Origin of the sequence: Psychrobacter sp. CAM01, assembly GCF_032842965.1 — a bacterium.
In the GTDB taxonomy this organism is placed as follows: domain Bacteria; phylum Pseudomonadota; class Gammaproteobacteria; order Pseudomonadales; family Moraxellaceae; genus Psychrobacter; species Psychrobacter celer.
Genome location: NZ_JAWJBL010000005.1, coordinates 69,756 through 90,029, shown reverse-complemented (window position 1 = coordinate 90,029; position 20,274 = coordinate 69,756). Strand labels below are relative to the sequence as shown.

Below are 20,274 nucleotides of genomic sequence, written 5' to 3'. Positions count from 1 at the left end.
GTATTATCGCGTAACGGGTATTACTGCGGCGGTGTTTGTGCTTTTTTTTCACGCATGACGCTTAGGTAGTCTCTTACCGCTTGATTGTGCTCAGCCAAGCTATCAGTAAATTTGTGCCCGCCATTACCGGTTGCCACAAAATATAGCGCCTCGCTATCTGCCGGATGCAGGGTCGCCTCGATAGAAGCGGCCGACGGCAGGGCGATGGGTGTTGGCGGCAACCCATCGATTTGATAGGTGTTATATGACGTTTTTTCATCGATGTCTTTACGGCGAATATTACCATCATAGCGATCGCCCATACCATAGATGATGGTTGGGTCTGTTTGCAGGCGCATGCCTTTATCCAAACGGTTTTTAAACACTGCCGACACCAACGGACGCTCATCAGCGATGCTGGTTTCTTTTTCGATAATAGAGGCCATGACCAGCGCCTGATAGGGCGTTTGGTACGGCAGGTTCGGCGCCCGGTTTTCCCAAGCATCAAACAGCGCTTGCTGCTGACGCTTATACAGATCTGTTAGTACCTGCTTATCGGTTGAGCCTTCCCCATAATAGTAAGTGTCTGGCGCAAACCAGCCCTCAAGGTTATGATTGACGATGGGGTCGTTACTACTGATTACCGCCTCTGGCAAGATACCGACCAAGTCGAGCCCCTGAGCGATGCTGGCATTACTCGCGGGACGGGTGCTGTCGTCACTATCTAGCAATACTTCTTTTTCGATGCCTGGGTTGTCACGTAAAGTCTGATAAAGGTCGCTTGCGGTCTTGCCTTCGATGATTTGTATCTTGACCATGGCAGCTTTTGCGCCTTGCTCTAGTATATGTAGCGCCTCAGCGATAGTTGGATTTTCAGGCAGCTGATAGATACCAGCGTGCAGCGGCGCGTCGGCTTGCGACTTGATATAGAGCTTGGCCACACTGGCAGAAAACAGCGGAATCTGCTGTTGCCACTGCGGCAATAGCCCATAGTAAGTCTGACCCTGCTCAATCGTCACCATCTGCGCTGGCTGCTCGATACGGCCAAACAGCGTCTGATAAACCATCACCAAAAAAAACGCGGCGATCAGCCCCAGCACCAGTAGCACCTGATAGCCCCGCTGCATGAAAAACGACGGATTATCGACTTTGTAAGTGCGCGGTTTGCCCTCGCCGCTGATGAGCGATACATCTGTCGCAGGCGCGTCTGCTACGTTGGTGGCTGACGGCTCTACAGGCGTGTCATCCGTATGCGGCTTTTCAGCATTCGACGATGCAGCATGGTCCTGCTGGTTTTCTGGTGTATCATTAGGGCGTTCGGGCGGCGACTCAGGGGTTGATGTACTCATGACAACTCGCGGGGCAGAAGTTTGCTAGAATTTAGCACTGAACCGTGTGATTTTCAATGGGATTTGTTTAGCTTGTTACTTTTACTGCAGCGCTTACATCTATTTACTGGGCACAAAAACGCATCATGAACTTATATTTTAATCAAAGTCTGGCCAAAAACTACAACTCCAAACCACAGATTATTCGTGTGCTTAGTGAGGCATGGGTAAAAGACAACGGTTACTGTCCCAACTGCGGCATTCAACCATTAGCTGAGTTTAGCAATAATAAACCTGTGGCTGATTTTTATTGTGCAGCTTGTGCCGAGCAATACGAGCTAAAAAGCAAACAATCAAAACTAAGCAATATTATCAATGATGGCGCTTATGCCACCATGCTTGCGCGTATCAATAGCGACGACAATCCAAGCTTCTTCTTTTTGACCTACTCCCAAGAGTATCGCGTTAATAATTTTCTGATTATTCCCAAGCAGTTTTTTAAGCCCGATATCATTATAAAACGCAAACCATTGGCAGCCTCTGCCAGACGTGCAGGTTGGGTCGGCTGCAATATTGACCTGCGCCGAGTACCAGAAACAGGAAAGGTGTTTTTGGTCAAAGACCAGCAAGTGATACCGCGCGACAGTGTCACGCAGCAGTTTCAAAAGACGTTGTTTTTACGTAAGCAATCCATCACCTCACGAGGTTGGACGCTAGATGTTTGGCAGTGCATTGACAGATTGGGTGATAAATTTAGCCTGCAACAAGTTTATGCTTTTGCTGATGAATTACAACTCAAGCATCCTGACAACAACCATGTGAAAGATAAAATTCGCCAGCAACTACAAGTGCTACGAGATAAGGGTATTATTGAGTTTATGGGGCGTGGTCAGTATCGAAAATTAAGCTAAGCTTACTATAGTTGTTTAAAAGGCGATCACTTCTACGAGCTACTTTTGCTAGGATCAGCAGCACCAACCCTAGCAACAGAGATAATGATTATGAAAAGTGACACAGGCTTAAAAACTTATCAGATAGAAATAGTTGAAACGATGAGCGCTATTATAGAGATAAAGGCTGAAGACGATTCTTCAGCGATGACGCAAGCGCAAGAAAAGTATAGAAATGAAGATATTGAGTTAAATTATGATGATTTAGTTGATACCAAATTTAATATTTTTGATGTGAAGTAAGCGACTAGTTAAACTCAACCACTTCACCCGATAGCAAAGTAAGTGAACTCATCGGCATCACCCCGCGCAGCGCATTACAAAAGAATAGCCGCGTTATCCGTGGCAATTCCTCATCATGTAATGAACGCATGACTACTGGTCGTTCTGTATTCGCAAGCGCATCGATGATTACTTGTCGCATGACCCCAGCGACACCCGACTGTGCCATCGACGGCGTATACCATTGGCCAGTGGTCAGATAATTGGCCTGAGTTTGGTCGTTATCGCTGCTGGTTGACACAGGTGGCGGCGACTCTGCTAGTTGATAAAACACATTGCTCATCGTGCCCTCCACCCAATGTCCGCTCATATCGCGTAGCAGACCTTCGCCGATCTCTGGCTGTGCAGGGTTTGGCACCGGCTGAGCATTTAACCACTGCGCTTTGTACCGTTGCAGCTCACCGCTTGCGAGGACATTGTCCAAGCGATTGAGGCTTTTGAGTCCAGCCAATGGCGGCGGTAGGCAAGCGATCTTCGCCGATAGGCAAAAGGCGGCACAATTAGGCTGCCTAGGCATCATGCGTCCATCAGGTAGCGTGATTTGCTCTGCTGTCTTGACAGGCATAGCGGCCACTTTTAGCCAGACATCACAGGTGCGACCAGCTGCATCAGGCGCATAGCCATAGCCGCGTACCGCCTGCGTGCTACGCGTGACGATTAGCTTTAGCATGCCTTGTTGCAGCTGCTGGCCATAGGCGGATAGTCGACTCATAAGCGCTGGGCAGTCTATATCCAGCTGCAGCGCTTTTGCATGGCTGAGCAGTCGCTGTCGATGCTGCTGCTGCCATAGTATCTGCCCGTCGACGACGCCCATGGTGGTAAAAAAACCATCAGCGTATGCCAGTCCGCGATTGTCTAAGGCGACTGAAGATGCCGCTGATCGTTGTTTTGCAGTATCTGAGTCTAGCACCTCTAGGTGCTGGCCGTCCAATTGTAGACAGTGCCAAGCATTGCTCGGTAGGGAGGCAGCGCTAGCAAGCGGTAGGGATACTATATTAGATGTCGGCATTGAATCGCTTAGCCGTCATCTGTTTGGGCGGCTGATTTATTGATGATCAGCATACAGCTATAAAACTCACACTTGGCCAACTCGACTTTTTGACCACTGATGACTTTGTTTTTGACGACTTGGCCTGCCAGCATATCGGCGACGACTTTACCACCATCGTCGCCCATCAGTTGCCGTGCCAGCTTGTAGGCTTTTTTGGCATGATTTTGACTGTGCTCTTTTTCTGTATCTGAGTCGGTGGGATTGGCATAGTACCAGCCAAGCTCGAGATATTTTTCGGAATCTATAATATCTAGATACGGCGCGTCGGTCTTCATAAAACGATATTTGGATGCTGGATTGCTGGCATAGTCGAGACTGTTTTCGTCTGTACTGAGCACCTTGCCAAATGTGGTTTTGATGCCGTCCAGCTCGGTGACCTTTAGAGGCTCTACTTTTTCATCGCTCCATGCCGAGACATCATATTTGACAGGCGTGCCCTGCTCAGCCACCGCGCCGTCGAGGTCTGAGTCGGGGGCCGCATTGTCTTGGGCTTGTGGCTCTGTGACGGCCTGCGCACTGCTATCGGTGGCCGCATCTGAGGTTTCGGGGTCGTTTTTGTTGCTATCACAGCCGCTCAATGACAGAGCCGTCGCCATTATCGTACCGACTAGAAGGGTCTGTAGGTTATTATTCCACATGGGCAATTTACTCACACTTTTAGATGGGTCTCAACGTAGTATTAACGAGCTGGCAGCAATGCCGCTGATAACGATGAATGATTGGGTAACAGCTTATGCTTTATTCATTTGTACTTTATACTCGCTGGTACTTTATAAAATAGTGATGCTCTACTCTATATAGTCAGTTAAAAATAAAACTGTTATATAAATTTAACGCGCTACTGGTATAAATTTTACTTGCCTGCTGCGTTCACAGAGGCTGCGCAACCTACGTTTAAAAATAGCATCCCAGTAGCGCTATGCGCTTTTTAGAGTGCATCGACTATATAGCTCATACGCGCCTCATACGCTTGTTAGTTTACCCAACTGCATAACACTTGACTACCCTTTACGTTACGCATCCCCCTCCCAGAAAGTACAGATTTGTTAAAAACCTAACTCAGCAAAACCGTTTTCAGAAAAACCTTTTTTAGAAAACCCGTTGTCAAAAAAACGCATAGCGTACTTCCGCTTTCGCGCAGCCATGACTTATATCCATCTGCTCAAGCGTAGGGTTTGTCAACACCCGCGTTATCCCTTATGATGATTGGCCTCTAGCAGCGATTTATCGATTATCTTTTGCCCATTGTTTATCCGCGGACTCTCTATGACCCAACACTTTATCGTCATCGGCAATCCCATTGCCCACAGTAAATCCCCTGAGATTCATGCGCAGTTTGCCGCTCAGACGGGGATGGATATTAGCTATCAGCGTCAATACTGTCCTGATGATGCCGCCAGCTTTACTGCGCTGCTCGAAGCGTTTTTTCATGGTGGCGGCGTGGGTGCCAATGTCACCGTGCCATTTAAACAAGTCGCCTATGCATGCTGCGCGGCGCGTGGCGGCTTGTCTGAGCATGCCAAGGTAGCAGGCGCGGTCAATACTTTATGGTTAAATACAGCATTGTTAAAAAACGGTGCTTCCATCTCTGAGGCCATTTATGGCGATAACACAGACGGTCAAGGTTTGGTCAATCATATACTAAGCTTGGGCTGGCCACTTGCAGGCGCGCGCGTGGCACTGATCGGCGCTGGCGGCGCAGCTCGCGGGGTGATTTTGCCACTAATTCAGGCAGGTATCGGTGATTTGAGCATTGCCAATCGCACAGTGAGCAAGGCGGAGGATTTGGCTTGTGAGCTGAGCGCTGCTAGCGACGTGATTGACGCACATGCTATCTCGACCTGCGCGACAAGCGAGCTGACAGGAGCATTTGACATTATCATCAATGCCACCTCTATTGGGCTATCTGGTGAGACGTTGCCACTGGCAGATACACTAACGGCTCATTATGCCTATGACATGATGTACGGACGCACGCTACCGTTTTTGCAGCACTTTGCTGCTCGCGGCGCACAGACATCGGACGGTTACGGTATGCTCATCGGCCAAGCGGCCTTGAGCTTTGAGCGCTGGACGACGCAAAAGGTAGATGTCGCCGTAGCGACTGCAGCGTTACATGATAAATAATACTGTGATCAATAGCGCCTAACCAACACGCGCCAGCAGCCAGTTTTCTATACGTCTCAATGGGCGACGTAGGCGCATCGAAGGCATAGCCAGCCCGCCACCTAGGCCGACCATGCAGCCGAGCGCTGTATCAAGCATCCGCGCGCGCATGACTTCCTCGGCTATCGGTGCCACCATCGAAGCACTGCCGTACTCTGCGATAAAGATAGTCAGCGGCGTGATAAAGATCACGGCCAGACCATAATGCCGATCGACCAATGACTCGATCAACAGCATCATCGCGAGTATCGAGGCGGCCACGCCCCACTGCGACAGCCCCCACGACAGCATCCAGCCAGCGACCGCCATGCCAGCGATGGTGCCGAGTAGTCGGTGTAGCTGCTTGATCCACATCGTGCGTAGCTGCATGCCCTGAATGATGATAAAACAGCTCATCGCCGCCCAGTAAGGATAGGGCATCTCAAAAAACATGGCGAGCGCCAAGGTCAAGCTGACAAAGCCCGCCACAATCGCACTGTCACCGATCGTATCTGCTTCATAATGATAGACAGGCGCAGGCGCGACCGCACGCGTCATCAACAAAAACAGCGTATAAAGCGCCGCCAATAACATCGACGCCCCGCTACCCAACACCACCAGCCCTACCGCCGCTGGCACCTGCGCCAGTGGTGTCGGCATAAACAGCGCTATCGCGCCTGCCATCATCACAAACAACCCCGCCGGTGGCGGCTGACGATAGTAACGCCCCAGCACCACGACCCCAAAGGCCATCAATACAAACACCGGCAACCTAAGCCATGGCAACTGCTGGGCGATCAGCCCCAAAGCAAAGCTCATCGCCATCGCAAACCCCCATGCCATGACCGTCACCAACCGATAGGGCAAAGTACCCACCAGCGGTAGGTTTAAGATAATCATCGCCCCCAGCGACGCCTTAATACCTGAAGGCAGCGCATCAAAATACGCCCCGACAAACACCGGAAAACTAATAGCAAGCGCGGCGATAATGGGCATGTGCCACGGTCTTTTGCTGCGATTGACCTTAAGCAGATGATCCAGCTCGCCATCGATGAGCGACTTGATACGAGTCCACAAGGTGGTGCGCCAAACGACATGCTGATTGCGTAGTTTTTTGCCCATAGTTGGCCTACTGTCTCCTAGATATAGGTGTGTTTGCTCGGTGGTCTACCCTACCCTTTAGGTAGTGCCTGCTGACTAGGTAGGTTCTATTGATTATTGTCACACTGCGCTTGCTCCTAAACGGCTGTGATAATGGTGGCTATAAAAACAGAGCACTGATATAAAAATACTGATATAAAGCTGCTAAGATAAAACTGCTAAAAGAAAAGTACTGAAAGTAGCCTACTAAAAAAGCCCTATCGTTCGCAGCTCAATCAAACTAAAAGTAATAATTTACAATTAAAAACATGAATATTATTTATGTATTGTATATTTGTATGCATAGAAGATTTATACTCATACAAACACCGTAGCAGCTGACTTTTATTCAAGACGTTTGTAGGGCTTTCATGGAATACATCGACTGGCTGGCTGCTCTTATCACACTCCATGACTAATGACAGACAATTAACATACCATTGATTATCAAATAGATACAGTGTCTACCCCTATCCCAAATAAGTAAAGATCGCTTACATAAAAACTGGCTCAATGACTGCGCCACAAGCCTATGAGAGCGAACCAACCAAAGAGAGCGATTATGTTAACTTACAAAGCACCTTTACGTGATATCAAATTTTTGATCAACGATGTGTTTGATTATCAGACGCATTACAAGAGCTTAGACAACGGCGAAAACGCTGATCCCGAAACCGTCGATATGATCTTACAAGGCATGGCGGATTTTGCCGAAAACGTCCTATCACCACTTTACCAGCCTGCTGACGAAGAAGGCTGTCATTTTGAAAACGGTGAAGTCACTACCCCAAAAGGCTTTAAAGAAGCTTATCAGCAGTTCGTCGAGGGCGGCTGGCAAGGCATCTCATACCCTGAAGAGTACGGCGGTATGAACTTGCCGATGTCCATCAACCTCATCAAGGCTGAGATGATCGGCACAGCCAACTGGCCATGGGCAATGTATCCGGGCCTATCTACTGGCTGTATCAACACCTTATTACAGTACGGCTCTGATGAACAAAAAGCCATCTACCTACCAAAACTGGTCGAAGGCTCATGGTCAGGTACCATGTGTCTGACTGAGCCGCAGTGTGGTACTGATTTGGGTCAAGTAAAATCAAAAGCCATCCCGCAAGAAGACGGTACGTATAAAATCAGCGGCACCAAAATCTTTATCTCAAGCGGTGAACACGACTTAACCGACAACATCATTCACATTACTTTAGCACGCCTACCCGATGCCCCAGAAGGCACACGCGGTATCTCGCTGTTTATCGTACCGAAGTTCCTACCAAATAGCGATGGCGAGTTAGGCGAGCGCAATGCGGTGGTGTGCGGCTCTATCGAACACAAAATGGGCATCAGCTCATCAGCAACTTGTGTCCTCAACTACGATGGCGCGACAGGCTACCTAATCGGCGAGCCAAACAAAGGCCTAAAAGCGATGTTTACCTTTATGAACACCGCGCGTATCGGTACGGGTATCCAAGGTCTGGCGCACACCGAGCTGTCTTTCCAAAACGCCTTGCCCTATGCCAAAGAGCGTCGCTCGATGCGCGCCTTATCAGGCACCAAAGATCCTAAAAAAGTGGCAGATGCCATCATTCACCATGCAGATGTTCGTCGTATGCTCTTGACCCAAAAGGCCTTTGCTGAAGGTGGTCGTTCGATGATTTATCACTCAGCGCGCTATGCGGACAAAATGTCACAAGGCGTGGCCAATGGCGATGAAGCAGAGTTTGAAAAATGGGATGACAAGCTTGGTTTTTATACCCCTATCCTAAAAGGCTTTTTAACTGAATTGGGTATCGAGGCGGCCAAACACGGTCAGCAAATCTACGGCGGCCATGGCTATATCAAAGAATGGGGCATGGAGCTGATCGCTCGTGATGCTCGTATCGCGACCATGTATGAAGGGACCACGGGCGTACAGGCGCTAGACTTGCTCGGTCGTAAGGTCATCTTGCAATCTAAAGGCAAGATCATCCGTGACTATACCTCAAGCATCATGAAATGGTGCGGCGAGTATGCACTGGATAAAGACATGCGTAAGTTCGTTTGGGCGTTGACCAAGCTATGTGCTGAGTGGAACACCTTGACCGTTCGTCTGATGCTGATGGCACGTAAAGACCGCGAAATCATCTCTGCGGCCTCTGATGACTTCTTGATGTACTCAGGCTATGTGATGATGGGCTATCACTGGGCGCGCATGGCAGCGGTCGCGTATGACAAGCTCGAAAACGGCGGTACAGAAGCGCCAGAGTTCTACAAAGCCAAAATCCAAACCGCTGAGTTTTATTTTGATAAAATCTTACCGCGCACCTCAGGTCATGCTGAAAGTATGGTTGCCCCAAGCGAGAGCATGACAGCGATGGATATCGACAGCTTTGCTTTCTTAGACTAAGACTGCCCTCGCACTCATTTATAACGATGAAAAAGCGCCTATGATTTAGGCGCTTTTTTTATGTGTTTTAGAACATCAAAAAGCAAGAAAACAGCCGTGATAAGACAGAGACTGCACAAAACGAATACCAGTAGCACACTTGATATCGGGTTGACTATAAAAACGATAGTCACAAATACCGACAGCCATCAGCCTATCGATACCATGCTGCTAGTCATCGGTGATCGCAGCAAAATGCGCATTTAGCATCGTCGCCAATTGATGCGGCGGCAACTCTATCTCTAAGCCGCGACGGCCACCGCTGACGTAGATCGTAGACTGCGTTTGAGCCGAGCAATCTATCATCGTCGGCAAGCGCTTTTTTTGTCCAAGCGGGCTGACGCCGCCTAGTACGTAGCCGGTCGTGCGCTCAACCAGTTTGCTATCCGCCATTTGTACTTTTTTGCAAGACAAGGCTTTGGTAGCAGATAAGGCTTTGGCCATTTTTTTGAAGTTTAAGGTCTTATCAACGGGCAATATGGCCACGGCAAGCGCGCCTGCATCGCTCGATACCACTAAGGTCTTAAAGACTTGAGCGGCATCTACGCCCAGTTTTTCTGCCGCCTCAAGACCAAAAGAGGCCGCTTGTGCATCATGGGTGTATTCGTGTAATTGATAATCCAGACGGTGTTTTTTGGCAAGATTGATAGCAGGCGTCATAGGGGGTTCACTTACCTTTTTTAATAGATACATTCTAATAGATATCAGAACAGAGCGGTTTTCATCAGTCAGTACGTCCATTATTGCGCTAAACGGGTCAACTTTCAAACGATTGTACCGCCAGCTGCGCGCGCCTAGCCTTGTTTTTAAATACTGTCTTTCATTGCTGCCCTTAAGTGCTGTCTTTAAGCGCTGTTCTTGCTTACTGCCTGATGACTGATAGATAAGCGATGACCGCTGGCATATGAATATTAGTAGTATATACAGACAGCATATATCGCTTTGCTGGCTTTTATGGCATCATAAGCGCACTATATTTGATGATTTTTGATACTGATTATGATACCGAAGTTCCTAAAAAAACGGATTTTTAAAGCGCCCGTCACCACGGATAACGCCGCAACTGACAGCCAACCAGTCACGCCTAAGCCTTATGCAAATGCCCCGATCAATCAGCTCTATCGCAAGCTATCGGGCCAAATGCTGGACGTCGCGGTCAAACCCAAACTACTAGGAGAGCTGCCTGAATTTGACAGCGATGATCAGACGCTCAGGTTTTATGTGCTGCAAGATTATTCGCGCTCCAATAGTATTTTGATTGACCTACAGACCCAAGAGCACAACCTGCCGCCTGCGTTGGTCGACGTCCAAGATAGCGCTCATAACATCAAAGAAAACGCCGCTATTATCTTTTTAAAGCACCCAAGTGCCAAAGACAGCCAACTCTCGCCGCGTCTATCGCGTTTGGTCTCTGCGGTGTTGCAGTATCCGGAGCTTAAGGTTCGGCTAGTGCCGGTGTCTATTTTGTGGGGACGCGCGCCAGAAAAAGAGGACTCGTTATTTAAGCTGTTGACCGCCGATAACTGGGAAGACCCAAGCATCACCAAGCAATTATTTAATATCGGAGTGATGGGGCGCGATACCTTTGTGCAGTTTCATCCGCCGCAGGACTTGCGCGCGCTGATCCACGAGCAGTTACATACCACGCCCGTAGAAGACGACCATGCTCAACCTGTCAGCGATGAGATGCCCGCTTATACCTTGACCACTGGCGCGGATGGCAATCGCGAGCTGGTGCGGATGTTACAACAGCAGCTCACCACCTATCTGGACAAGCAGCGCGCCAGTATGCTGGGCCCTGATTTATCAGACCGCCGCAACCTTGTAGACAAGCTCGTGTACTCGCCTGCCATCAAGCACGCGATAGAAGCCGAGGCCAAGGCTACGGGTACCAGCGTACGCGAAGCGCGCAGTGTCGCCAAAGGCTATGCCAATGAGATGGTCAACGACTACTCGCACTCGATCATTCGTGGTTTTTACAAGTTTTTGACGTGGCTATGGACACAGCTATATGATGGCGTCGAAGTCCATCATTTCGAGCGCGTACGCGAGCTGGCGGCAGACTACGAGCTGGTCTATGTGCCGTGTCATCGTAGCCATGTCGACTATTTGCTATTGTCTTATGTCATCTACAAGCGCGGTCTGAGCATTCCTTATGTCGCCGCTGGTGACAATTTAGACGTACCAGTATTAGGGCCGCTACTACGCGGCGCGGTAGCGTTTTATATTCGCCGTAGTTTCCGTGGTAACGCGCTTTATACCGCGGTGTTGCGTGAGTATATGCATACTCTCATCACCCGCAACACGCCGATTGAGTACTTTATCGAAGGGGGCCGCTCTCGCTCAGGGCGACTGCTACCACCGAAGATGGGCATGCTGGCGATGACGGTTCATAGCCAGCTGCGCCATACCAACAAGCCTGTGGTGTTTATTCCAACCTATATCGGTTATGAGCGCATCATGGAGGGCGGCACCTACGTCGGCGAGCTAAAGGGCAAGCCAAAAGAGTCCGAATCCCTTATCGGCTTACTCAAAGTCGGGCGCAAGATCGAGCGTATCTTTGGTAATGTCCATTTGAGCTTTGGTACGCCGTTGCACCTAAGCGATTTTATGACCAAGTTTGATGTACCAGCAGATAGCCTGCCTGCCGATCGCACCGATACCCCACTTGACGAAAAAACCAGCGCCATGGTGGACAATATCGGCGTCAAAATCATGCAGCATATCAACAAAGCCGCTGTCATCACGCCAGTATCGTTATTGTCACTGGTATTGCTATCAGCCCCAAAAGCGGCGCTTGATGAAGACATTTGCCGCGAGCAAATCGCCTTGTATCAGGGGCTCGCCCAGCAGCTGCCTTATGCCGATGATACTTTTATCACCGATATGAGCCCGCAGCAAATCATTGATTATGGTATCAAGCTCAAGCTCATCGAGCGCACACCGCATATCTTAGGCGATATCATTCAGATTGCTGGCAAGCAGGCAGCGTTGCTCAGCTACTTCCGTAACAATATATTGCACGTCTTTATTTTGCTATCGTTCTTATCGGCCTTGGTCGCTCGTAATGGCCGCATCGAGCGCAGCCGTTTGGACAATATTGCCACGCAGATGTATCCATTTTTACAAAGCGAGCTGTTTTTGTACTATCCGGCGCACAGCCTAAATGATACCCTCAACAAAAAAGTCGATAGCCTGCTCGCTCATAGTCTTATCGTCGAGCTTGGCGATGGTATCTTGAGCGTCCCTGAGTCCAATAGTAAAGGCTATCAGCAGCTACAAGTACTGGCCACGCCTGTCGGGCAGAGTCTCGAGCGTTACTTTATGACCCTTGCCCTACTCGCGCAGCAAGGCTCGGGCAATCTGACTGAAAAGGAGGTCGTGGATTTGTGTCACTTGCTCGGTCAGCGCTTGTCGGTGCTATATGCCGACGACATTCCGGATTTCTTTGATCGGGCGTTGTTTACCAGCTTTATCAGTGCCTTGACGCGCCTTGACTACTTACAAAAAGATGAAGAAACTGGGGTGCTGACCTTTGATCATCGTATCAATGACATCGCTCACCATGCCAAGTACGTCCTGACGCCTGATATGATGCAAATCTTGCAGCAAGTCGCAAGCTTAGACGAAGAAGAGATTACCCACGCGATTACTGAGATTAGCAATAAAAAGCAGCGTAAATTTGGTCGTAAGCGTTAATTGATACCGTTATATTAAGCTGCTCAAGATATTGAGCAGCATAAAAAAAGACCTCTAACTGATTAGAGGTCTTTTTTTATTGAGCACTATATTTTATTGAGTACCATAAGCACCGCTCTTAGGTAGAAATCTTTTTATACTTCATACGCTTAGGAGTAGCATCATCACCCATGGTCTTTTTGCGATAGGCTTCAAACTCAGAGTAGTTACCATCGAACCATACAGGGCCTTCTTCTTCGAACGCCAAGATGTGGGTGGCGATACGGTCAAGGAACCAGCGATCATGCGAGACCACCATGACGGTACCAGGGAATACTTGAATCGCATCCTCTAGCGCACGCAAAGTTTCGATATCCAAGTCGTTTGACGGTTCATCAAGCAGCAAGACGTTAGCGCCCTGCTTTAGTGTCTTAGCCAATTGCAAGCGGTTACGCTCACCACCTGATAGCTGTCCGACATGCTTTTGCTGGTCTGAGCCTTTGAAGTTAAAGCGGCCAATATAAGCACGGCTTGGGGTCTCATAGTCGCCTACCTTGATGATATCAAGGCCGTCTGATACTTCTTCCCAGACGGTTTTGTTATCATCCAAGTTGTCACGTACCTGACCAACATAGGCAACCTTGACACTCTCGCCCAGCTCGACTGAGCCAGTATCTGGGGTATCACGCTCGGTAATCATGTTAAATAGCGTGGTTTTACCCGCACCGTTTGGCCCGATGATACCGACGATGGCACCTGCTGGCACGTTAAAGCTGAGGTTTTCATAAAGCAAACGATCACCAAAAGACTTGGAGATATTGTTGACTTCGATGACCTTGTTACCCAGACGTGGACCAGGTGGAATATAAATCTCAGCGGTTTCGTTACGTTTTTGGAACTCAGTTGAGTTTAGCTCCTCAAAACGCTGCACACGAGATTTGGACTTGGCTTGTTGGCCTTTTTGATTTTTACGAATCCACTCAAGCTCTTTTTTCAGTGCTTTGGCAAAAGACTCTTCTTGCTTTTGCTGCTGCTCAAGACGGTTGTTCTTTTGCTCGAGCCACTCAGTATAGTTACCCTCATAAGGATAGCCATGGCCACGGTCCAGCTCCAAAATCCACTGCGCGACATTGTCTAAGAAATAACGGTCGTGAGTAATGGCGACGATGGTACCACTGTAGTTTTGCAAGAACTGCTCAAGCCACGCGACCGATTCGGCATCCAAGTGGTTGGTCGGTTCGTCAAGTAGTAGCATATCAGGACGTGACAATAGCAGACGGCATAGCGCCACACGGCGTTTTTCACCACCAGATAATTTGCTGACATCTGCATCCCATGGCGGCAGACGTAGCGCATCAGCGGCTTTTTCGAGCTGGGTATTTAGGTTATGAGCGTCCCACGCTTGGATGATGTCTTCCATCTTGCCTTGCTCTTCGGCCAGCTTATCAAAGTCGGCATCGGGCTCTGCGTATTCGGCATAAATCGCATCCAAACGCGCGAGCGCATCTAACGCCTCACGCATACCGTCTTCGACGTTACCACGGACATCTTTGCTGTCATCAAGCTGTGGCTCCTGCGGTAGGTAACCGACTTTGGTACCTGTTTGCGCGCGCGCCTCACCACTAAACTCAGTATCGACACCTGCCATGATACGTAGCAAGGTAGACTTACCCGCACCGTTGATACCTAGCACACCAATTTTGGCACCAGGGAAAAACGACAGGTTGATGTTTTTTAGAATCTCACGCTTAGGCGGAACAAGTTTTGACACGTTGTTCATCGTGTAAATATATTGAGCCATTAACACTCCGATAGACTGCATAGACAAGGCGTGACAGTCGCACTTTGCACGGATGCTCAGTGGGCTGCGCCTCAAAAATCAGGGTTGTAAATTGTCTGCCATTATCGCATTGTGGCGCATACCCTGCAAGCGAGTAGACGGCTTTCATGCCTTTTCTGCTAAAGTATTGGATTAATTGGTGAAATAAGCCAACCTTATCGAGTTTTTTGACGGCCGCAACGAGCCTTGACGATTTTGATAATGGTAGGCTATCGTAACATATACCCTATCCACGATTACTCGAAAGGGCTATAAATCTACTCGCAGGCAGCGCATAATAAGGCATAACGTATTTGGGCAGATAATAAATAAACAATGCCGCCATCTATCATCGATCTAGAGCCTTTTTATAAGAAACATCGATCTAGAGCTTTCGTATAAGAGCCACTGTCTAAATACCCTCAACCTAAAGCAATCTAATAAAACCAACAACGGAGTATATGATGAGTACACAGGAATTTACTGCAGACAACGCCCCAACCATCACCCACAACGAGTCCGCAAACCGCTTTGAGACCACCATCGACGGTCATACAGGCTATATCAGCTATCAGGAGCGCGACGACAAGCTGGTGTACGACCATACCATCGTGCCAAAAGAGCTAGGCGGCCGTGGTCTTGGTACAGCACTGGTCAAGCATGCTCTCGACTATGCCCGCGCTCATGATAAAAAGGTGGTGCCGCAATGCTCATTTGTCGCCTCCTACATCAATAGACGACCTGAGTATCAAGACTTAGTATAAAAAACTTGGTATAAAATACTTGATATAACAGACTGTTCGCCAGTCAGCTGACGTCATCGTTATTTTTAATAAACCAAACCACATAACAATAAAGGTTATTAATATGAGTAGTTTATCTGACAAGCAAATCAACCTACAGTTAGAAGATCTGGCAGGATGGCAACGTGACGGCAATAGTATCGTCAAGACCTATCACTTTAGCGACTTTATCGAAGCCATGAGCTTTATGAATCAAGCCGCTTTTCATGCAGAGGCGCTCGAGCATCATCCTGAATGGCGTAATATCTACAATGTGGTAGAAGTGCGCTTGACCAACCACGATACAGGTGGCATCTCAAGCTTGGATATCCGTTTGGCCAAACGCATGGAGCACATCATTCAGCCCAAACGCTTATAAGCGCTATCTGACAGACAAACACAGCAGCCAAAAAAAGTCCTCGATTCAAATCGAGGACTTTTTTTTACCAAATATACTCAAGCATCTTGCCTGTATATTTAAAATTGCCTGCATATTTAAAATAGTTAAACATCTTAGCTGCTTAACTGCCGACTACATACGGCGGCTTACAAATGCGACGATAAATAAAATCACCGCCAATGCCAATAAAATATACGCAAAGTTTGCTGATAAGCCTGCGACACCGCCGAAGCCCAAGAAACTTGCTAACAATGCGATAACGGCAAAAATAATAGCCCAGCGAAACATAATCTTCTCCTTGAATGATAATCAAAACCAGATTGCAGATCTGTCTGCTATCCCTTCTCATACTCATTAATTGTTGTTTTTTTATACCTATTACAACGACTTACGACCATAGATTAGCAACATTTGTCGCCAGACAACGTTCATTTTGGTAATGATATCGGTGGATTATGTAACCTTTGTAGCAAGTCTTAATACTCGCCAAATCTTGTTTTTGTTTATAAAGATTGTGTGTAGCGACAGATGGTGTTTTATAAGTCACGCTTTTTTTGTCCATTAAATCTGTTATAACCCCTCATAGTGATCCACTAAAAAGCAGCTAGGCGCAGTATGGAGGACACGCCCTAGTTATCAGCCTTGCTGTCACATTTTTATAGGAAGCTGACTGTCGCAACCCAACCATAAAATGACTGTCAGTACTGCACTTGACCAGATGATAATTGAGCAAAAGTTGCTATGATGATGGTAGCTACGATAATAAACGAGCCGCTAAAAACAACCATTCATATAAGGAAGAGAGTTATGGATACCAATACGGATACGACCAATCACACCGCTGCAAACAACACTGAAAAACGACCTTATGCGGTCGTGCTTTATGGAGCGACCAGTTTTGTCGGGCAAATCACCGCTCATTACTTGACCCATTTTTTGTCAAATGCCAAAAACAAAGACGGCTCTAATGTCACATGGGCCATCGCCGGCCGTGATGAAGCAAAGCTAAACGACTTGCAGTCCAAACTTGCCAGCAAAGTCGACACCATCATTGCCAATAGTAACGACGCCGCCAGCCTCGATGCGATGACCAAACAAACCCAAGTCATCATCTCAACCGTCGGCCCCTACCTCAAGTACGGCGAACCACTGATCAAGTCTTGTGCAGAAAATGGCACCGATTACGTCGATCTGACCGGTGAAGCCATCTTTATCAAAGACATGATGGATAAATATCAGGAGACGGCAAAGCAAAGTGGCGCTCGTATTGTCAACTCCTGCGGGTTTGATTCCATTCCTTCAGATTTGGGGGTTTATTTTACCCAAAAGCAAGCCGAAGAGAGATTTGGTGAGACATGTAATGTCATTCATATGCGTGTCAAGGCGGCAAAAGGTGGACTGTCTGGCGGCACTATTGCCTCAATGGCAACGATATTTGAAGAAGTCGGAGAAGACAAATCGCGCCGCAAGCAAGTGGCCAACCCTTATTTGCTAAACGATGATAAAGACGCGCCAAACGTACGCCAAGACAACATCAGCAAACCAAAATACGACAGCGAGCACAAACGCTGGCTTGCGCCCTTTGTCATGGCCAGTATCAACACCCGTATCGTCCATCGCACCAACCAACTGCTCGGCTATGAGTACGGGCGTCAGTTTAAATATGATGAAGCGATGTGGATGAAGGATGGCGTCAAAGGTCAACTATCGAGCTATGCGATGAGCGCAGGCTTATTTGGATTTGCCACAGCGATGATGATCAAACCCAGCCGTGAGCTACTATCTAAGCATGTGCTGCCCAAGTCAGGCTCTGGCCCTTCTAAAGAAGAGCAAGAAAACGGCTACTTCGATATTCGTCTGTTTGGTCAAACCACTGGCAACCAGACCATCAATACCAAAGTCACCGGCGATAAAGACCCAGGTTACGGCAGCACTTCGCGTATGTTGGCACAGGCCGCTCTTTGCTTGGCACAAGATATCAGCAAAGACGATGTGGCCGGTGGATTTTGGACGCCAGCGGCCGCGATGGGCGATACCTTACTGTCGCGCTTAGAGGAGCATGCCGGCCTTCGTTTTGAGGTAGTCGATGCCTAACATTATTATCATGGGTAGATGAGGGACTGCATCACATTCATCCCAGCCGTACTGTGCTTATTTTATAACAGATCGACTATAGTCTCTGACCGTGTCTTATTTATAAGGTGCGGTTTTTTATGGCAAAAATTTTAGAAAATGTAGTGAAACATCAAATGACAAATCTGAGCGGCTGTTAATAAATACAACTAGTGTACTTTTTTAGTGACAGATGTTGCCTGTTGACGATTTTTTTATACATTATGCTACACATTCCTAGCCTAATGTCACAGCCATCTTTTGGTCACTAGCGTAGGATAAAAAGGTCACATAACAAAGGTCGCATAACTTTTTGTGCCTTACCTTTTAAACATCTTATGAAGAATAAACACCTTATAAATACTGCTCCTGACCACTTAGCTTCTGGTAACACACAGTGAATGGCACATCGTTCATGTTACGTAGCCATGAGAGTGATATAAGACAGAGCAAAATCAATAACAATCAAGAGGGAACCACGATGAAATTGCACGTATTAACCGCCGCTGTATTTACTTCAGGCCTTATGATGTTGGCAAGCTCTGCCAATGCAGCTATGACCACCGATGGCCATGGCAACGTTGGCTATGATAGCTACGATGAGTGCGTCAGCGCAGTCAAAGATGGCTCAGCCAAATTTTATACCCCTTATACTTATCAAAACCCCAAGCGCCAAGCCGGTGAAGCCGCCGTCAAACAAATGACACTAGCAGAAGTGATGATCCCCCAAAGCGTGGTCGATCGCCGTAACTTACGTACTAAGGATTACTCTGCAGGGGCCTGTGACCTAGGCGTTGGGCAATCAAACGGTCGTTATGGGGTATCGGGCGCGTTGGTCGGCAAATATGTCCCTATCGCTGCTGATATGCCCGTCAACGTCTATATGGACAAAGCTGGCAACCCAGTTCGCTTGAGTATGCAGCAATGTGACAACCATTTCGGCGATAAATTTCCCACACCTATCGTCAGTGAAGCCCCTGCCCCAGAGGCACAAATTGCGGTCAATGAAGCGCGCAGCGTAGAGCCTGTCGTCGTCGAGACAACGCGCGTGATACGTCCAGCCAAATACAGCGTCAAAGAAGTCATCATCGCCCCAGACGATCAAATCAAACGCGTCAACACCGCTCAAGGTACGGCAATCGCCATCGAAGATAATGCCAATCGCGCTGTTATTGTGGGCGAAGAGGCCAATGCCGACGTCCTTGACAACACAGAGATCAACCAAACCTTCCCTGTGGTTCGCGTTCCTGATGCTGACGAGATGCCTCAGGTAACTAAAGAAGCAAATAAATAAGGGATTGGCATATAATCTCTCTTAAATACGCACTCACGGCGCCAAAAACAAAGATAACCAAAGACAAGTTTGGAGAGAGATTGTCGCAAATGTATTACCAGTGTTTCATAATGTCACAAGAAAATACCAAGCTGTTAGAACCTTAATGACTTTACTACTGAAATACTGGCTCTAGAGCTGGTATTTTGCGTTTGGGAATAATAACAAGTTCGTATCAGCACATAAGGTAGTGACTCAAAGTTCACCATCTTATGCGCGGATTTGTGGTTTTGTACATAATCATCTTATTATATTTTGGAGTTTTATCATGAAAAACACAGCCTTATCACTACTCATGGGTGCGACACTTATCTTACCAACTATGGCGATGGCAGCCCCAGTCAACACCGCAGAGGTGACCCCAGCGGATAAATTGGCCGAACCCGTAGACAATACCTTACAGGCCGAAATCGAAGGCCCAGACGGTGAGCTACTGGCCACTCAACCTGGCGCTGTAGAAAGTGAAGAGGTCGTCGCTATCACAGATGCAGCAGCCACGGAGGTAGCGACTAACGAAGCTACTGAGGAAGAAAATGATGCAATGGCAGCGGCTGATATGCAACCTGCGCAAACCGAGCAGCCTGCACCAGCACTCAACATGCAGCACAGTGATGCAAACTATCAGCCACTATTGGCAGGTGAAGGCGCAACCGACGACGAAGCTGCCAACACAGAAATCACATTACAAGAAAAGAAAAAAGACAAGCGTGGTGAGCTACTCGCAACGCAGCCTGCGGATGTCGAGTTTAAAGAAAATCGCCGTATCGCTATCGCACGCTAAGATTTGGGCGCAATAATAGCGTCTCGATAATAGCAGCGCCTCAATTATAGCGTCGCTAACAAACAGCATAAA

At 48.1% G+C, this 20,274-nt stretch carries 17 protein-coding genes; 10 read left to right on the top strand and 7 right to left on the bottom strand.

The window, feature by feature from the left end; translation table 11 throughout:
• Positions 1–20 precede the first annotated feature (20 nt).
• The gene (mltG, locus tag R0I52_RS02020) at positions 21–1,328 is read right to left on the bottom strand and encodes an endolytic transglycosylase MltG (protein ID WP_317052939.1); all 1,308 of its coding nucleotides are present in this window, start codon (positions 1,326–1,328) and stop codon (positions 21–23) included.
• Positions 1,329–1,453: 125 nt separating this feature from the next.
• On the opposite strand from mltG, the gene R0I52_RS02015 reads away from it, so the two are divergent.
• Both R0I52_RS02015 and R0I52_RS02010 read left to right on the top strand, forming a co-directional pair.
• Positions 1,454–2,218: a DpnI domain-containing protein gene (locus R0I52_RS02015; protein ID WP_317052938.1), complete on the top strand. Its 765-nt coding sequence runs from the start codon at positions 1,454–1,456 to the stop codon at positions 2,216–2,218.
• A gap of 45 nt (positions 2,219–2,263) precedes the next feature.
• Positions 2,264–2,500, top strand: a complete 237-nt coding sequence (locus tag R0I52_RS02010; protein ID WP_317052937.1) for a DpnD/PcfM family protein — start codon at positions 2,264–2,266, stop codon at positions 2,498–2,500.
• A gap of 4 nt (positions 2,501–2,504) precedes the next feature.
• Here the strand turns inward: R0I52_RS02010 and R0I52_RS02005 are convergent, their stop codons facing one another.
• Positions 2,505–3,548, bottom strand: coding sequence for an aminotransferase class IV (locus R0I52_RS02005; RefSeq protein ID WP_317052936.1), 1,044 nt, complete (start codon positions 3,546–3,548; stop codon positions 2,505–2,507).
• 8 nt (positions 3,549–3,556) lie between these two features.
• Positions 3,557–4,228 (bottom strand): hypothetical protein, encoded by a 672-nt coding sequence (locus tag R0I52_RS02000; protein WP_317052935.1) that lies wholly within the window; start codon positions 4,226–4,228, stop codon positions 3,557–3,559.
• A gap of 628 nt (positions 4,229–4,856) precedes the next feature.
• Here R0I52_RS02000 and aroE point away from each other — a divergent pair.
• Positions 4,857–5,717 carry a shikimate dehydrogenase gene (gene aroE / locus R0I52_RS01995; RefSeq protein WP_317052934.1) on the top strand — a complete coding sequence of 287 codons (861 nt, stop codon included), beginning with the start codon at positions 4,857–4,859 and terminating at the stop codon, positions 5,715–5,717.
• Between the two features lie 18 nt (positions 5,718–5,735).
• Here the strand turns inward: aroE and R0I52_RS01990 are convergent, their stop codons facing one another.
• Positions 5,736–6,857: an FUSC family protein gene (locus tag R0I52_RS01990; protein WP_317052933.1), complete on the bottom strand. Its 1,122-nt coding sequence runs from the start codon at positions 6,855–6,857 to the stop codon at positions 5,736–5,738.
• Positions 6,858–7,437: 580 nt separating this feature from the next.
• On the opposite strand from R0I52_RS01990, the gene R0I52_RS01985 reads away from it, so the two are divergent.
• Positions 7,438–9,258, top strand: a complete 1,821-nt coding sequence (locus R0I52_RS01985; protein WP_317052932.1) for an acyl-CoA dehydrogenase C-terminal domain-containing protein — start codon at positions 7,438–7,440, stop codon at positions 9,256–9,258.
• A 210-nt stretch (positions 9,259–9,468) separates the two neighbouring features.
• Here the strand turns inward: R0I52_RS01985 and ybaK are convergent, their stop codons facing one another.
• A complete protein-coding gene (ybaK, locus tag R0I52_RS01980) occupies positions 9,469–9,957 on the bottom strand; it encodes a Cys-tRNA(Pro) deacylase (RefSeq protein ID WP_317052931.1) in 489 nt (162 codons plus the stop codon).
• Positions 9,958–10,296: 339 nt separating this feature from the next.
• Between ybaK and plsB the strand changes: the two genes are divergently transcribed.
• The gene (gene plsB / locus R0I52_RS01975; protein WP_317052930.1) at positions 10,297–12,996 is read left to right on the top strand and encodes a glycerol-3-phosphate 1-O-acyltransferase PlsB; all 2,700 of its coding nucleotides are present in this window, start codon (positions 10,297–10,299) and stop codon (positions 12,994–12,996) included.
• A 118-nt stretch (positions 12,997–13,114) separates the two neighbouring features.
• Here the strand turns inward: plsB and ettA are convergent, their stop codons facing one another.
• Positions 13,115–14,776, bottom strand: coding sequence for an energy-dependent translational throttle protein EttA (ettA, locus tag R0I52_RS01970; RefSeq protein ID WP_198335638.1), 1,662 nt, complete (start codon positions 14,774–14,776; stop codon positions 13,115–13,117).
• 482 nt (positions 14,777–15,258) lie between these two features.
• Here ettA and R0I52_RS01965 point away from each other — a divergent pair, with 482 nt between their 5' ends.
• Positions 15,259–15,558: a GNAT family N-acetyltransferase gene (locus tag R0I52_RS01965; protein ID WP_105244600.1), complete on the top strand. Its 300-nt coding sequence runs from the start codon at positions 15,259–15,261 to the stop codon at positions 15,556–15,558.
• Between the two features lie 103 nt (positions 15,559–15,661).
• Complete coding sequence (locus tag R0I52_RS01960; RefSeq protein WP_192995764.1) at positions 15,662–15,955, top strand: 4a-hydroxytetrahydrobiopterin dehydratase; 294 nt, start codon at positions 15,662–15,664, stop codon at positions 15,953–15,955.
• A 153-nt stretch (positions 15,956–16,108) separates the two neighbouring features.
• Here R0I52_RS01960 and R0I52_RS01955 read toward each other — a convergent pair whose 3' ends face one another.
• Complete coding sequence (locus R0I52_RS01955) at positions 16,109–16,264, bottom strand: DUF1328 domain-containing protein (RefSeq protein ID WP_011512513.1); 156 nt, start codon at positions 16,262–16,264, stop codon at positions 16,109–16,111.
• Positions 16,265–16,783: 519 nt separating this feature from the next.
• On the opposite strand from R0I52_RS01955, the gene R0I52_RS01950 reads away from it, so the two are divergent.
• The 3 genes from R0I52_RS01950 (at position 16,784) to R0I52_RS01940 (ending at position 20,202) form a co-directional block, all read left to right on the top strand.
• The gene (locus tag R0I52_RS01950; RefSeq protein ID WP_317052929.1) at positions 16,784–18,070 is read left to right on the top strand and encodes a saccharopine dehydrogenase family protein; all 1,287 of its coding nucleotides are present in this window, start codon (positions 16,784–16,786) and stop codon (positions 18,068–18,070) included.
• A gap of 499 nt (positions 18,071–18,569) precedes the next feature.
• Positions 18,570–19,382: a hypothetical protein gene (locus R0I52_RS01945; protein WP_317052928.1), complete on the top strand. Its 813-nt coding sequence runs from the start codon at positions 18,570–18,572 to the stop codon at positions 19,380–19,382.
• Between the two features lie 307 nt (positions 19,383–19,689).
• Entirely contained in the window at positions 19,690–20,202 is a 513-nt protein-coding gene (locus tag R0I52_RS01940; protein ID WP_317052927.1) for a hypothetical protein, read from the top strand.
• Positions 20,203–20,274: the final 72 nt, after the last annotated feature.

What these genes read in the sequence shown, in the direction of transcription:
- mltG (WP_317052939.1), bottom strand. Translation starts at nt 1,328, where the DNA reads ATGAGTACATCAACCCCTGAGTCGCCGCCCGAACGCCCTAATGATACA.
- R0I52_RS02015 (WP_317052938.1), top strand. Translation starts at nt 1,454, where the DNA reads ATGAACTTATATTTTAATCAAAGTCTGGCCAAAAACTACAACTCCAAA.
- R0I52_RS02005 (WP_317052936.1), bottom strand. Translation starts at nt 3,548, where the DNA reads ATGCCGACATCTAATATAGTATCCCTACCGCTTGCTAGCGCTGCCTCC.
- R0I52_RS02000 (WP_317052935.1), bottom strand. Translation starts at nt 4,228, where the DNA reads ATGTGGAATAATAACCTACAGACCCTTCTAGTCGGTACGATAATGGCG.
- aroE (WP_317052934.1), top strand. Translation starts at nt 4,857, where the DNA reads ATGACCCAACACTTTATCGTCATCGGCAATCCCATTGCCCACAGTAAA.
- R0I52_RS01990 (WP_317052933.1), bottom strand. Translation starts at nt 6,857, where the DNA reads ATGGGCAAAAAACTACGCAATCAGCATGTCGTTTGGCGCACCACCTTG.
- R0I52_RS01985 (WP_317052932.1), top strand. Translation starts at nt 7,438, where the DNA reads ATGTTAACTTACAAAGCACCTTTACGTGATATCAAATTTTTGATCAAC.
- ybaK (WP_317052931.1), bottom strand. Translation starts at nt 9,957, where the DNA reads ATGACGCCTGCTATCAATCTTGCCAAAAAACACCGTCTGGATTATCAA.
- plsB (WP_317052930.1), top strand. Translation starts at nt 10,297, where the DNA reads ATGATACCGAAGTTCCTAAAAAAACGGATTTTTAAAGCGCCCGTCACC.
- ettA (WP_198335638.1), bottom strand. Translation starts at nt 14,776, where the DNA reads ATGGCTCAATATATTTACACGATGAACAACGTGTCAAAACTTGTTCCG.
- R0I52_RS01965 (WP_105244600.1), top strand. Translation starts at nt 15,259, where the DNA reads ATGAGTACACAGGAATTTACTGCAGACAACGCCCCAACCATCACCCAC.
- R0I52_RS01960 (WP_192995764.1), top strand. Translation starts at nt 15,662, where the DNA reads ATGAGTAGTTTATCTGACAAGCAAATCAACCTACAGTTAGAAGATCTG.
- R0I52_RS01955 (WP_011512513.1), bottom strand. Translation starts at nt 16,264, where the DNA reads ATGTTTCGCTGGGCTATTATTTTTGCCGTTATCGCATTGTTAGCAAGT.
- R0I52_RS01950 (WP_317052929.1), top strand. Translation starts at nt 16,784, where the DNA reads ATGGATACCAATACGGATACGACCAATCACACCGCTGCAAACAACACT.
- R0I52_RS01945 (WP_317052928.1), top strand. Translation starts at nt 18,570, where the DNA reads ATGAAATTGCACGTATTAACCGCCGCTGTATTTACTTCAGGCCTTATG.
- R0I52_RS01940 (WP_317052927.1), top strand. Translation starts at nt 19,690, where the DNA reads ATGAAAAACACAGCCTTATCACTACTCATGGGTGCGACACTTATCTTA.